The following is a 13,493-nucleotide window of genomic DNA, read 5'->3' as shown; positions in this document are numbered from 1 at the left end:
GCTCTCGGTTGCGGACTCGATCTGCAGAACCTTTGCTCGCTTGCCGCCAACGAGGCCAAGCATGCCGACAGCCTCATCGACAGCCAGATAGGTCCCATTGAACCAACCAGGCGTGCCGAGGTGCCGTTTCATCAGCGAGCGGAATCGCTCGAGCCGAAAATATCGGGAGTCGGTTGTTTCAGCCACGCGCCACCTGTGCTGATGCTCGGTGGAGCCAGTGATGGCCCATTTGCTTCTCGCAGGACACGAAGATTGTTAGCCCGTTGGTAAGTGGTGCCCGGAGCCGGACTCGAACCGGCACGGCCGAAGCCGAGGGATTTTAAGTCCCTTGTGTCTACCAATTTCACCATCCGGGCTAGACAACGTTGGGGATTGTCGCGACGGGGCGGTGAGCAGCCCGTCCAACGGATATTATGACGAGTCTTCGGTCTCTCGGCGAGTGTTGGAAAGGCTCACCGGTGCAACACGGGTGCAAGAGAATCGCGAGCCTGCTTTGGGGTTGACCTGGGTCGCCCTTACCTTCTGGAGTCGATCAGTCTACGAGTGAACGACGGAGAACCGCCACGATGCGCAGCCCATTTCTACAGCGTCGTGCAGACCTGCCAGACGTGCTGCCGATCTTTCCACTGGGCGGTGCAGTAGTCCTGCCCGGTGTGCAACTGCCCCTCAATATCTTCGAGCCTCGTTATCTTGCCATGGTGCAGGCGGCGCTGGCGAGCGATCACCTGATCGGCATGGTACAGCCGCGCGGCCAGGCCTCGGACCAGCCGCCAGCGATCCATCGGGTTGGGTGTGCTGGGCGCATCACCTCCTACAGCGAGACCAACGACGGCCGCATCGTGCTGGTGTTGACCGGACTCTGCCGGTTTAAGGTCCTGGAAGAGCTGGCAATGCAAGACGGATTCCGTCGCGTCAAGCCGGATTGGCAGGATTTCGTTCTGGACCTTGAGGATGAGGAGGAGGCCAGTCTGAGCGAGCGCGATCAGTTCATGGGCTCGCTGCGCGCCTTCTGTGACCGCCGCAGCGTTGAGATCCCCTGGGACGATATCGGCAAGATGGCCGATGCCGACCTGGTCAATCTCCTCTGCACGCATCTGCCGCTGGAGGCAGAAGATAAGCAGGCACTGCTCGAGACGGTGCCGCTCAGTGAGCGCGCGACCTTGATGCGTGGACTGATGGATATGTCAGCCCATGCCTCCAGGCTTGGGACGGAGCATCGCCACTAGGTGGCTCGGGAAGAGCCCTAGGCGGTTCGACGTGCTAGGCTCGGGTGCTAGACGGAGCTCAGGCGAGCCCTTGAAATTCGCTGTTGCCAAAGGCACTAGCAAGACATTGAGCTGGACGATACGAGGAATCTACAGATGGCAGTTACCTTGACCGACACGGCCGCGAGCCACGTCAACAAGATGCTTCAGCAGCGCGGCCGCGGCGTCGGCCTTCGCATCGGCACCAAGAAGAGCGGCTGCACCGGCTTTGCGTATGTGGTCGACTATGCAGACGACTGCGATGAGGGCGATCACATCTTCGAAAGCCATGGTGTGAAGGTGGTCGTGGATGAGGCCAGCCTGCCGCGGATCGATGGCATGGAGGTCGATTTCGTCAAGTCAAGCCTGCTGAACGAAGGCTTCGAGTTTCGCAATCCGAATATCAAGGATGAGTGCGGTTGCGGTGAGTCGTTTAGCGTTTGAGCGAGCCACGGACGTACAGCCTCATGGCCGATGAATCCATCCAAGACATCATCGACACCTTCGATCTGCTCGGCGACTGGGATCAGCGCTATCAGTATCTGGTGGAGATCGGTGAGCGGCTACCGGCCATGGACCCGGCCGACAAGATCGATGCCAACCGAGTGATGGAGTGCATGAGCACCGTTCACGTTGTCGCCAAGTCCGACGACGAGCGGATTCGCTTCGACGGCGATTGCGACACCTCGATCATCAAGGGGGTCGTGGCGCTCTTGGTGGGCCTGTTCTCGGGAAAGACCGCTGCTGAGATCGAGGACTTGGACGTTGACGCCCTGTTCGAGGGTCTACAGTTGGAAGAGCACCTGAGCCCGAATCGGCATGTCGGCGTCTATGCGATCGTCAATAAGATGAAGGGTCAGGTGGCACAGGCGGCAGCGAGATAAGGCCGGGAGCTGACCGAGTGTCTCCAGCCAGTGGAGCCTTAGATGGGCCCAAGGTCGGTGCCACTCGGGCTCCAGTCGAGCTCAACCAGCTGCTGTTCAAGCCAGGCTGTGTTGCACGAGTAGGGTAAGGCTCCTCAAAGATCGCTCCACATCCGAACCAGATTGGCATAGCTACGATCGACGAGTGCGGTGTGCTCGGCGTTGGGTGCGTCCTTCAACAGGACCTCTCGCGCCTGATTGAGCTCGTAGAGCAGCTCACGCTGAGCTGGATCGCGCACGTAGCTCTGAACCCAGGTCAGTGCCACCAAGCGCTCGCCACGGGTCACCTCGGCAACCTGATGCAAACTCGAGGACGGGTAGATGACCGCATCGCCAGCAGGAAGCTTGACGCGTCGATCGCCGAAGGATGTACGCATCAACAGCTCGCCACCGTCGTAGCTGTCTGGCGGGCTCAAGAAGAGGGTCATCGACACATCGCTTCGGAAGCGAGGTCCGGAACTGCCCATGATCGGGTCGTCAACATGGTCGCCATAGGTCATGCCCGGGCGATAGCGAGCGAAGATCGGGTCTGCGACGCGATGTGGCAGCGCGGCGAAGCGAAAATGTTCGTTATGGCCGAGGCTCGCCATCAGGATACGCACCAGCAGCTGCATGCGCTCTGGCTCTTGACGCATCTCCTCGTTGTGCTTGACCCGTGACGCGGCAAAGCCAGCACTGAGCTTGCCATCGATGAATTCGGCGTCGGCAAGCAGCTCGTGCACCTTCTGGACCTGGGCAGCATTCAAAAGACCGGGAATCGTGAGCAACATAGGACAATCAGAGCGGTGATGCAGCGGACGCTCGCTGCTGTTCCAGATAGAATCGGGCGCCTGATAGCGACCACATCAAGCAGTTGGAGGGCCGAATGATCCTCGAGGCCATCATTGATGAGCAAGTCTACACCCTGAACGTGCCCGACCCTGTGATCGAGCGCGGCGGTGACTTCTTCGACCAGCTAGACCGCGATATGGACCAAGGCTGGCAGATGGGCCGCGAATGGGTCGAGGCCCCAGACCGGCTGCAGCGCTGCCAGATCATCGCCGATAAGCTCCTTACCGCACTCGAGAAAGAGAACGAGAAGCTGGGGATGCTGATGGCTGGCTACATCCTGTGTCGGCTTCCGAATGTGCAAAGCGTCGAGCTCGACATCCAGGGCGAGATACAGAACAACCAGTTCCAATTCAACGATGCCGCAACGCCGAGTGATGCCCCTGGCGTTGGTGTCTCGGCGGGCGAGTCCGTTGCCGCTGTTGCCGCAACCACGAAGGGTGCCGCTACGGCGTGGGGCTCGGTGGCGCCTCCTGTTAGCAGCAACAACGAAGACAGCTCTAGCACTGAGCCTGATAGCACCGAGGGCAGCACCGACGGCAACATCACAGGTTCAGCAAGCGGGTTGCCCAAGGGGCTCAGCAAGATGCAAGCGATGGCCCAGGCCGGCCAGGACGTGACCCAGGTCTTCAAGGTCGGCAAGGCGTTTCGATTCTCGGTCTTCGATCACGCCAGCGCTAGCTGGCAGGATTCCCCGCTGATCGCGACCGAGGATGAGGCGGAGCGGCTGCGTCAACAGGCGTTCAAGGCGCGCTACGAGGCATTGCAGCAGCACTGATGGCTCGATCTCGGAAGCGTTGATTGCTGCTCGACACTGAGAGGCGTGGACGCCATCACGGACCTCGGCTGGCAAGGCTGGTTAAGCCTTGGGCTGGTCGCACTCTCGTTCGCCCTGTTCCTTCGCAGTCGGCTGGCGCCAGACGTCATCACGTCCGGCGCTCTCACCGTGCTGCTGGTCACTGGGGTCTTGACCCCGGTCGAGGCCCTCGCCGGCTTCGCCAATCCGGGCATGCTGACGGTCGCCGTGCTCTATATCGTGGTATCCGGACTGAAGGAGACCGGAGCCGTTGGCTGGATCGGTCAGACCCTACTCGGCCATCCCAAGGGTGAGACCAACGCTCGGCTTCGGCTGATGTTACCGGTTGCGGGGCTGAGCGCCTTTCTCAACAACACCGCCGTGGTGGCCATCTTCATTCCTGCGGTCACGGATTGGGCAAAGCGACATCAATTGTCATTGTCTGGGCTGCTGATGCCACTGAGCTTTGCCAGCATTGTTGGTGGAACCTGCACGCTGATCGGCACCAGTACCAACCTGGTCGTCAATGGACTCTACAGCAGCCAGAGCGGCGGGCTCAGCTTTGGACTGTTTGAGCTGGCCTGGATTGGCCTACCGCTGATGTTGGTGACTTTGGTGTTCATCCTGGTCAGCGCGCGCTGGCTGTTGCCAAACCGGGTTGCCGCGAGCACGCGCTTCGAGGACGTGCGTCGCTATACCACCGAGATGCTGGTCAGCACCGACAGCCCGCTGGCCGGGAAAAGCATCGAAGCGGCCGGCCTGCGTCAGCTGCCGGGCCTGTTCCTGGTTGAGATCGAGCGCGACGGGCAGATCATGCCAGCGGTGTCTCCCCAGGTGCTGCTGGCGAGCGGAGACCGGCTGGTGTTTGCCGGAATGCTCGACTCGGTGGTCGAGCTGCACCGCATCCGCGGGCTGGTTCCAGCGACCAATCAGGTCTACAAGCTTGGCGGGCCGCGGCAAGAGCGCTGTTTCGTTGAAGCCGTGTTGTCCAACAAGTGTCCGCTCGTCGGCGTCAGCGTGCGCGAGGGACATTTCCGCGGCTATTACAACGCGGTCATCCTCGCCTTATCGCGTAACGGCGAGCGCGTGCAGCGCAAGATCGGTGACATCGTGCTCGAGCCTGGCGATACCCTGCTGCTGGAGACACGCCCTGACTTTGTCCTGCAGCAGCGCAACTCGAAGGACTTCCTGGTCGTGAGTCAGTTTGGGGACGAGCATCCGCTGCATCATGAGCGGGCACCGATCGCCATCGCCATCGTCGCGACCATGGTCGGCCTAGTTGCCTTCGAGCTGCTCAGCATGCTGGAGGCGGCACTGCTCGCTGCCGGCGCGATGATCCTGACCCGTTGTACTCCAGATCGCGTGGCCCGACGTGAGCCCGATTGGCAGGTGCTGATCGTGATCGCGACCTCCTTCGGCATCGGTGCGGCGTTGGAGAAGACCGGTGCCGCTGCCCTTCTGGCCGGGTCGCTGATCGAGTTGGCTGGCGGGATACCCTGGCTCGCGCTTGGACTCCTCTTTGTCGCCGCTGCGGTGCTCACCGCCTTGGCAACCAACAATGTCGCAGCGGTGCTGCTGTTTCCTGTGGCGCTGGACAGCGCACGCCTGATGGACGTCAGCGTCATCCCCTTCCTGGTCACCCTGATGGTGGGCGCCTCGGCGAGCTTCGCGACCCCGATCGGCTATCAGACCAACCTGATGGTCTTCAATGTCGGCGGCTACCGCTTTAGCGATTTCATCCGGATCGGTGTCCCCCTCACGATCCTGGTCGGCGCAGTGACAGTGACCTTGGTGCCGATGATCTGGTCGTTTTGAGGCCGCTTGGGACCTTGTGTCTAGATCTATTGACACTATGAGGATAATTTTTGTGTCAAGCTAGCTACACACTCTGAGAAAAGGGTTTACACTTAGACGAAGCTTGTCACCTCCGACGATCCCGCGTCGCGTTAGCGAGGTCGGTCTTAGCGCGACGTCGTGCCGAGGTCTGCCCTGTACCTCGACGGTCGTGATCGTCGGTCACCTTCACCACAGGTCCAGTTGGAGGACTCGTCGTGTCCGAAGCTACCGCCGTCCCGAGTGCCGCGCCCGCAAAACCCAAGCGCAAGCGTTACCAGTCCCCTCTGCTGCTGGCTCTATTGCCGCAGGTGATCCTCTTCGTCAGTGCCGTCGTGCTGTTCTGGCTCAGCCAGAAGGATATGGCGGGCACCATTGAGTATTGGGAGTACTTCGTCCCTGTCATCGCGCTGATCTCGTTGATCTCGGGCTGGAGTCAGTCCTATCTGTCCAATGAGGTCCGGGCCTGGTACCTGATCAAACAGGTTGTGCACTGGGGTGCCCTCTTCGCCCTGCTGTACGTGGCGAACAACCAGGGTTTGCGCGAGGCCATCGACGCCCAGCAATACACCATCATCGTCATCTATCTGATCGCTTTTGCGACCCTGCTCGCCGCGATTCACATGGATTTCAAGCTGTTCTTCTTCAGCCTATTCTTGGTCTTCTGCGCTTATCTGCTCGCGGTGCCAGCTGACAATGCTGTGCTGCTCTACATCGGTGAGACCTTCGGAATCGATGGTGCGCAGAGTAAGACGCTCTCGATCAGCGTGGGTGTCGCGGTGGTCGGCTTCATCGCCAGCACCTTCGTGCTGCTCTCGATGCGCGGCGCGCTGCTCACCAAGCGCATCGGCGCCAAGCGCAAGGAGGGCTAAGCCCCGATTGGCACCCTTCGTCGGCCGTGTCGCGGCCGATGAGGGGCGTCAACTTCGATCGCCATCAGCGTTATACTGACCGCTCGCTTAGCGCCGGCGGTCGGCGCATCAGATAGGAGCGCGCTGATGGCTTCTTCTCTCCGCCGGCGTCGTCCGGTGTTGGCCCGCGGCGGGAGCACGATGCTCGCTGCGGTCGCAGGATTCTACTTGCTGCTGCCCATCGATAGCGGAGTCGCCGCTGAGACCCCCTGGTCTCAGGTTGGTACCATCGCCGAAGGCCGCACCGAATCCATTGGTGGTCCGTCCAATGGATGTATTCGTGGGGCCTCGCGGCTTCCGCCGACTGGCGAGGGCTTTGTCAGCATACGCCGGCATCGCAACCGCTACTATGGACAAGAGCAAACCGTCCGGTTCGTCCAGGATCTGGGTGCGGCGGTAGCGGAGCGCACTGATGGTCGGCTGGTCATGATCGGCGATCTGGCGCAGCCGCGCGGTGGTCGGATGTCCTCCTCCCATGTCAGTCATCAGAATGGGATGGACGTGGATATCTGGCTGACCCTGGCTGATTCAGCACAGCGGGCCTGGCAGGATCACCCCGAAGCCAATGATCCGCCGAGCATGCTCGGCCAGCATGGCCTAAAGCCGAATGCGCGCTGGGGGGCGGATCAGCGCTTCCTGATCAAATGGGCCGCTGAGCATCCAGACGTTGATCGTATCCTGGTCAACCCGGGGATCAAGCGCGCCCTCTGCCGCAGTGATCCCGACGCCGCTTGGCTGCGAAAGCTGCGCCCTTGGTGGCGGCATGATGCGCACATGCATGTGCGCCTGAAATGCCCGAGCGACAGTCCGAGCTGCAAGCAGCAGTCCCCAATCCGGATGGGCAGCGGCTGTGGCTCCGAGCTAGCCTGGTGGTTCAGTCAGGAGGTACGCTCGCCGAGGGGAAGCTCATCCTCAACGCCGCGACCGCGTCCAGAGCCCCCGGCTGCCTGTGCGGCGGTGTTGAGCGCGTCTTGAGGCTTGTTGGGCCGAAGCCTTGGGCCTTGGCAGCAACGACGGCTCGGGCTGGCGCCGCTGAACGCATTGTGCATGGCGCATCGAGCAGGGCGATGCTGGTCACTCGCGGCGACTCGGGCTCTATGGTTCTAGGGCCCGCTGCAAGCTGGCCTCCATCTGCGCCTCGCTGACGGGGAGCGGTAGGGTTGCAAAGAGCGGAAAGCGCTCCAGCAAGCTGTCGAGCTTGTGCTTGTGATCAGGCTGGTAGATGGCGATGACCCGCACCTGAGGATGTCGCTGTAGTCGGGCCATCAGGGTCTCGAGGTTGCTGGTGCGGTCGCGGAAATCGGATTGAAAGTTGTACTCGGCGACGATCACATCCGGTAGGCGCCGCTTGAGGGCGGCCTGGGCCTTGCGCTGCGAGCTGACGAGCTCGGCGTCGAAGCCAAGCCGGCGATACAGCGGGTTGAAGTTGGGATAGCCACCGAGCTCGATGATGGCGAGCAGCCGTGGCGGCTGGCTTGGCGTGGCGCTCGACATCCTCAGGCAAAGACCACCCAGGTGGTCGCGATGTATTTGAGCCCGTCGCGCAGCTGGGCTGCGCGGTGTTCATGGGTCCAGAACGGCGGAAAGAGCACCAGCTTACCGCGCTCCGGCCGCACACTGACCTGCTGGAAGAGGAAATCGGTCTCGCCACCCGGTCCCGGGACGTCGTTCAGATACCAGAGCGCAACCAGCTGCCGCTGACTGAGCTCATGGCTGCCACCATCGATATGCCAGTGGTAGTACTCGCCGGGTCGATAGCGTTGGACCTGATAGCCGATGTCCTTGAACGGCCCTTTGAAATAGGGGAAGGCCTCGCGCAGCTCGAGCATGGCCGCGCCGAGAGAGCGAAACAGCATCCGATCGACATCCTTCCAGTCGTCCTTGTTGCTGACCACCAGATCGGTGGTCTTCTTGACAGAGGCATCCTCTTCGCGGAGCTGACCGACACGGCCTGCATACTGCTGCTCCGGATTGGCCTGGAAGCGCGCGATGATCTCGTCGCAAAAGGCCGGCGGTAGCGCCGCATTGCGGGCGAAGATGAAGCTCCCCGGCTTGACCTCGTGGAGTGTACGCAGCGCCTCGGCGCCAACGACGCTTGGCCGCTGCGCCTGACTCGCGCCGACACCAGTCATGGCCGATCATCCACGACCTTGCCTTCCTTCTCCGGGGGCATCAGGTCGGCGCGGCTCACGCCGAGCCAAACGGCGGCGGCGGTGGCGATATAGATGGTCGAGTAGGTCCCAACCAGGACACCGATGATCAGCGCCAGCGAGAATCCAGCGATCGCCTCGCCGCCCAGGAAGTAGAGCGCGAGCAACACGAGCAAGGTGGTGCCAGAGGTGATGATGGTGCGCGAGAGGGTCTGATTGACCGAGCGGTTGCTGATCTCGATGACCGTCCCCTTGCGCATCTTGCGGAAGTTCTCGCGGATGCGGTCGAAGATGACGATGGTGTCGTTGAGCGAGTAGCCGATCACAGCTAGCACGGCGGCCAGCACGGTCAGGTCGAAGGGGATGTAGAAGATCGAAAACAGGCCGATGGTGAAGAGCACATCATGCATCAGCGCGGCGACTGCGCCCACGGCGAAGCGCCACTCGAAGCGCAGCGCGACATAGACGAGGATGCCGATCAGGGCGAAGAGCACCGCCAGGCCACCCTGCTCGCGCAGCTCCTCGCCGACTTGAGGCCCAACGAACTCGACCCGACGCAGCTCGACGGCTGTCTCGGCATTGGCGTTGAGCAGCCGGAAGACCCGGTCGCTGAGCTGGGCGCTGGCCTCTTCGCCTTCCTGCGGCGCGATCCGGATCAGGATGTCGCGGTTCGAGCCGAAGTACTGCACGGTGGCATCGACGATACCCTCTTCGGCCAGTGTCGCGGTGATCTCGGTAACCTCGACCGGTTGTCCATAGCTGAGCTCAATCACCGTGCCGCCGGTGAAATCGAGGCCGAAGTTGAAACCGCGAAACAGAATCGATAGCAGACAAAGGACCATCAAGGCCCCAGAGACGATAGCCGCGATGCGTCGCTTGCCAAGAAAATCGATGTTGGACGCTTTTAGGATCTGGGCGTGCGCCATGGGGGTGCTCCGGTTAGATGGCTAACCGCTTCACGCGGCGGCCGCCGTAGATCAGATTGATCACCGCCCGTGAGCCGAGAATGGCGGTGAACATCGAGGTCAGGATGCCGATGAACAGCGTGACCGCGAAACCTTTGACCGGTCCGGTGCCGAAGCTGAACAGGACGATGGCCGCAATCAGGGTGGTGACATTGGCGTCGACGATGGTGGAGAGTGCCTTGTCGTAACCGGCATGGATACTCGCCTGCGGCGTGCTGCCGTTGCGGATCTCTTCCCGGATGCGCTCGAAGATCAGCACGTTGGCATCCACCGCCATGCCGACGGTGAGCACGATGCCGGCGATGCCAGGCATGGTCAAGGTCGCTTGCAGCAGTGAGAGCACGGCGACGATGAGCACCAGGTTCACCACCAGCACCAGGTCGGCAACCAGGCCGAAGACGCGGTAGTACAGGGCCATGAAGATCACCACCAAGGCGAGACCGATCAGCACCGAGCGGAAGCCCTGATCGATGTTGTCCTGGCCCAGGCTAGGACCGATGGTGCGCTCTTCGACGATCTCGATCGGTGCCGCCAGTGCCCCGGCACGCAGCAGCAGGGCGAGGGTGTGTGCCTCTTCAGAACTGTCGAGGCCCGTGGTCTGGAAACGGCGGCCGAACGGCTCGAGGATATTGGCGACGCTGATGACCTCTTCACTGCGGACTCGGTCCTTGACGGGCTCGCCCTCGATGATCCGGGTGACGGTGCGGGATTCGATGAAGACGACCGCCATCGGCTTGCCGACGTTCTCGGTGGTCACGCGGCGCATCTGGCGGGCGCCCTGGGCATCGAGGCTAACACTGACCATCGGCGAGCCACTCTGCTGGTCGAAGCCGGCCGCGGCGCTGGTGATCTGGTCACCAGTGACGATCACCCGGCGCTTGAGGAGGATCGGCTGCCCATTGCGCTCGTAATAGAGCGCGGCGCCGACCGGTACCCGGCCATCGAGCGCATCTTGCACGCTATGCTCGGTATCGACCAACCGGTACTCGAGCGTGGCGGTCGCACCGAGCAGGTCCTTTAAGCGCGCCGGGTCTTGAGCGCCTGGCAGTTGCACGATGATGCGGCGCTCGCCTTGACGCTGGATGATGGGCTCGGCGACACCGAGCGCATTGACGCGATTGCGCAGCGTGGTGATGTTTTGCTCGAGCGCGAATCCCTTGATCTCCTCCTGCTTGGCCGGTGGCAGGGTGGCGTAGACGTAGAAATCGCCGCCTTCGCTTCCGCTGGTCACCTCGAGATCGCGGAACTCGCGCCGAATCAGCGTCATCGCGCTGTCGCGGGCCTGCTCATCGCGGAACCGGACCTCGATACGATCGTCCTCGTGGCCAACGGTGAGGTAGCGAATTCGGTCATTGCGCAGCAGGGTGCGGATATCCCCGGTATAGCGCTCCACCGCTTGGGTCACCGCGGCGTCCATATCGACATCGATCAGCACATGGATGCCACCGCGCAGATCGAGACCCAAGAACATCGGCTGCAGGCCAAGGGCCTCGACCCAGCCTGGCAGGTCCGGCGACTGAGTCAGGGCATGTTGGTAGTCGTCTCCGAGTGTACGATCGAGGACCGCCTGTCCGCGCAGCTGGTCGCTCGGCGTCTCAAACCGGATCAGGGCCTTGCCACCCTCCCGGGGCTCGATCGCCTTAGCCGGTACGCCTGCATTCTCCATTGCTGCGGCAATCTCGGCCCGAGTCGCTGGGCCGACCTCGCCCTCTGCAGCCTTCACTTCGATCGCCGGGTCCTGCGGAAACAGGTTCGGCAGGGCCAGCACGAGGCCGAATAGGATCACAGCCAGGATCAGCAGATTCTTCCAGAGTGGATACTGATTCATGCGGAAGCGTCTTCCAGTGGCGGAATTTGGCGGCGGACAGCGCGCCAGTCGGCAGCGCTGTTGCCTTTCACTAGGCGTTGAGTGACATCAAAATCGATGCGCTATCAGTGCGCTCGTGAGCCCTAGCGGTCAATGACCCTCGCGAGGGTAAGTCCGGTTCGGTCTCGCTCGGCTCGGTCAGTGCCGTCTCGGGGGCCTTGCGGAGGAGCAGTCGCTGCCGCTCCCCGACCCTTGGGCCTCAGAGATCCTTGAGGGAACCTTTCGGCAGCACCGCTTCGACCGCTTGGCGGCGGACCTTGATGACGACATTGTCGGCCACCTCGACTTGAGCAAAGTTGTCGCCGAGCTCAGTGATGCGGCCAGCGACGCCACCCATGGTGACGACCTCATCGCCCTTGCCGAGCCCTTCGACGAGGCGCTTATGCTCCTTCTGGCGTTTGATCTGCGGCCGAATCATCAAGAAATACAAGATGATGATCAGACCGATCGGGAACAGCAGCCCGAGCAACGGGTCGCCAGCGGGTGCGCCCTCGGCTTGGGCCAGGGCATCAGAGATGAAGAAGCTCATCAGGTTTCCTCGTTAGGCCGCGCACTCGGCGCGATTCATCGGTGATCCAGCCCAGTATTATGGCATATCCTCCTGTGCAGAGAACCGGGCCGCGAAGGCCTGGAAACGGCCGCCGGCGATCGCCTCGCGAAGCCCGCGCATCAGGTCTTGATAGAAGGTGAGGTTGTGGATGCTGTTGAGTCGCGCGCCAAGGATCTCGTTACAACGTTCAAGATGATGCAGATAGGCGCGGCTGTAATGCTGGCAGGTGTAGCAGCGACAGCCGGGGTCGAGCGGAGTCTCGTCGTTTTTATAGCGGGCGTTGCGAATTCGCAATACACCGCCCCGGACGAACAGATGGCCATTGCGCGCGTTGCGCGTCGGCATCACGCAATCGAAGAGATCAATCCCGCGCCCCACGGCCTCGACGATGTCGGTTGGCTTGCCAACGCCCATCAGATACCGGGGATGCTCCGGGGGTAGCTCGCCGGCGAGGTGATCCAGCACTCGCAGCCGTTCGGCCGGCGGCTCGCCGACCGAGAGTCCACCGACGGCATAGCCATCGAAGCCGATCTCCAAGAGCCCAGCCAGAGAGGCTGAGCGCATTGCTGGCGACATACCACCCTGGATGATGCCGAACAGCGCCGCTGGATTGTCGCCATGCGCCTGGTTACAGCGTGCGGCCCAGCGCAGCGAGAGCTCCATCGAGCGGCGTACCTCGTCATCGCTCGCCGGGTAGGCTGTGCACTCATCGAAGATCATCACGATGTCGGAGCCCAGCGCCCGCTGGACCGCCATCGACTCTTCCGGTCCCAGGAAGACCGGACTGCCGTCGACCGGTGAGCGGAAATGCACCCCCTGCTCGCTGATCTTGCGCAGCTCGCCAAGGCTGAAGACCTGAAAGCCGCCCGAGTCGGTCAGGATTGGACCATCCCAGTGCATAAACCGCTGCAGGCCGCCAAGCTGCTCGATGATCTCCGTGCCGGGACGCAACATCAGATGGAAGGTGTTGCCGAGGATGATCTCCGCGCCGATGGTGTGCAGCTCCTCGGGGGTCAGGCCCTTGACCGTGCCATAGGTACCAACCGGCATGAAGGCCGGGGTCTCGATGCTACCCCGGGGCAGGATCAATCGACCGCGTCGGGCAAGGCCATCCTCGGCCAAGCGGTGGAAGGTCAAGCTCATGATCTTGGCTCGCCACTGGCCTGGCGGGCAGGCGCATCGGCGGTTTGGCTGGCGGCATTGCCGTCGGCCTGATCCGCGTCCTGCCCCGTGGTTTCAGGCGCGAGGTCGTGGTTGGAGCGTTCGGCACTGGGTCTAGCCGAAGGGCTCGAACGAGCCGGGCTGCTCCTGGCGAGCGAGCTCGGCGGGTCCAGACCGAGCCAGGCTTCCAGCGCGTTCAGATCGGCCACCTCACACAAGGGTGGCTCGAGCTCGGTCGGCCAGGGCTTGCCAGCGCGATTGACCC

Annotated in this window: 15 protein-coding genes, 1 tRNA gene and 1 pseudogene; 7 read left to right on the top strand and 10 right to left on the bottom strand. The window is 62.3% G+C overall.

Annotation, left to right across the window (positions count from 1 at the left end):
- Both ACY693_RS06595 and ACY693_RS06590 read right to left on the bottom strand, forming a co-directional pair.
- Positions 1 to 186: hypothetical protein (locus tag ACY693_RS06595; RefSeq protein ID WP_462321035.1), on the bottom strand; the 186-nt coding region annotated here is incomplete at its 3' end.
- An 85-nt stretch (positions 187 to 271) separates the two neighbouring features.
- Positions 272 to 356 (bottom strand) — tRNA-Leu (locus ACY693_RS06590).
- Between the two features lie 210 nt (positions 357 to 566).
- On the opposite strand from ACY693_RS06590, the gene ACY693_RS06585 reads away from it, so the two are divergent.
- The 3 genes from ACY693_RS06585 (at position 567) to ACY693_RS06575 (ending at position 2,128) form a co-directional block, all read left to right on the top strand.
- On the top strand, positions 567 to 1,226 hold the full coding sequence (locus tag ACY693_RS06585) for an LON peptidase substrate-binding domain-containing protein (protein ID WP_462321034.1): 660 nt from the start codon (positions 567 to 569) through the stop codon (positions 1,224 to 1,226).
- Positions 1,227 to 1,361: 135 nt separating this feature from the next.
- The gene (locus tag ACY693_RS06580; protein WP_462321033.1) at positions 1,362 to 1,688 is read left to right on the top strand and encodes a HesB/IscA family protein; all 327 of its coding nucleotides are present in this window, start codon (positions 1,362 to 1,364) and stop codon (positions 1,686 to 1,688) included.
- Between the two features lie 23 nt (positions 1,689 to 1,711).
- Positions 1,712 to 2,128, top strand: a complete 417-nt coding sequence (locus ACY693_RS06575; protein ID WP_462321032.1) for a SufE family protein — start codon at positions 1,712 to 1,714, stop codon at positions 2,126 to 2,128.
- A gap of 134 nt (positions 2,129 to 2,262) precedes the next feature.
- Here the strand turns inward: ACY693_RS06575 and ACY693_RS06570 are convergent, their stop codons facing one another.
- A complete protein-coding gene (locus ACY693_RS06570) occupies positions 2,263 to 2,937 on the bottom strand; it encodes a Fe2+-dependent dioxygenase (RefSeq protein ID WP_462321031.1) in 675 nt (224 codons plus the stop codon).
- 95 nt (positions 2,938 to 3,032) lie between these two features.
- Here ACY693_RS06570 and ACY693_RS06565 point away from each other — a divergent pair, with 95 nt between their 5' ends.
- From ACY693_RS06565 to mepA, 4 genes are all read left to right on the top strand, one after another.
- A complete protein-coding gene (locus ACY693_RS06565) occupies positions 3,033 to 3,773 on the top strand; it encodes a hypothetical protein (protein WP_462321030.1) in 741 nt (246 codons plus the stop codon).
- 45 nt (positions 3,774 to 3,818) lie between these two features.
- A complete protein-coding gene (locus tag ACY693_RS06560) occupies positions 3,819 to 5,606 on the top strand; it encodes an SLC13 family permease (RefSeq protein WP_462321029.1) in 1,788 nt (595 codons plus the stop codon).
- Between the two features lie 236 nt (positions 5,607 to 5,842).
- Positions 5,843 to 6,496, top strand: coding sequence for a hypothetical protein (locus tag ACY693_RS06555; RefSeq protein ID WP_462321028.1), 654 nt, complete (start codon positions 5,843 to 5,845; stop codon positions 6,494 to 6,496).
- A 126-nt stretch (positions 6,497 to 6,622) separates the two neighbouring features.
- Positions 6,623 to 7,510 carry a penicillin-insensitive murein endopeptidase gene (gene mepA, locus ACY693_RS06550; RefSeq protein WP_462321027.1) on the top strand — a complete coding sequence of 296 codons (888 nt, stop codon included), beginning with the start codon at positions 6,623 to 6,625 and terminating at the stop codon, positions 7,508 to 7,510.
- A gap of 120 nt (positions 7,511 to 7,630) precedes the next feature.
- On the opposite strand, the gene ACY693_RS06545 is transcribed toward mepA, so the two are convergent.
- The 7 genes and pseudogenes from ACY693_RS06545 to ACY693_RS06515 all read right to left on the bottom strand — a co-directional run.
- The gene (locus tag ACY693_RS06545) at positions 7,631 to 8,029 is read right to left on the bottom strand and encodes a hypothetical protein (protein ID WP_462321026.1); all 399 of its coding nucleotides are present in this window, start codon (positions 8,027 to 8,029) and stop codon (positions 7,631 to 7,633) included.
- Positions 8,030 to 8,031: 2 nt separating this feature from the next.
- Positions 8,032 to 8,667, bottom strand: a complete 636-nt coding sequence (locus ACY693_RS06540; protein WP_462321025.1) for a 2OG-Fe(II) oxygenase family protein — start codon at positions 8,665 to 8,667, stop codon at positions 8,032 to 8,034.
- Positions 8,664 to 9,611, bottom strand: coding sequence for a protein translocase subunit SecF (secF, locus tag ACY693_RS06535; protein WP_462321024.1), 948 nt, complete (start codon positions 9,609 to 9,611; stop codon positions 8,664 to 8,666). Before secF ends, ACY693_RS06540 begins: the two co-directional genes overlap by 4 nt.
- Positions 9,612 to 9,624: 13 nt before the next feature.
- On the bottom strand, positions 9,625 to 11,478 hold the full coding sequence (gene secD / locus ACY693_RS06530; RefSeq protein ID WP_462321023.1) for a protein translocase subunit SecD: 1,854 nt from the start codon (positions 11,476 to 11,478) through the stop codon (positions 9,625 to 9,627).
- A gap of 238 nt (positions 11,479 to 11,716) precedes the next feature.
- On the bottom strand, positions 11,717 to 12,046 hold the full coding sequence (gene yajC / locus ACY693_RS06525; protein WP_462321022.1) for a preprotein translocase subunit YajC: 330 nt from the start codon (positions 12,044 to 12,046) through the stop codon (positions 11,717 to 11,719).
- 57 nt (positions 12,047 to 12,103) lie between these two features.
- Positions 12,104 to 13,204 (bottom strand): tRNA guanosine(34) transglycosylase Tgt, encoded by a 1,101-nt coding sequence (gene tgt / locus ACY693_RS06520; protein WP_462321036.1) that lies wholly within the window; start codon positions 13,202 to 13,204, stop codon positions 12,104 to 12,106.
- A gap of 2 nt (positions 13,205 to 13,206) precedes the next feature.
- A pseudogene (locus tag ACY693_RS06515) lies at positions 13,207 to 13,493 on the bottom strand (hypothetical protein); the annotation flags it as partial.

This window comes from Halochromatium sp. (assembly GCF_054919635.1).
The sequence above is the reverse complement of the archived record's forward strand: the minus strand, read 5'-3'. Positions and strand labels throughout refer to the sequence as shown.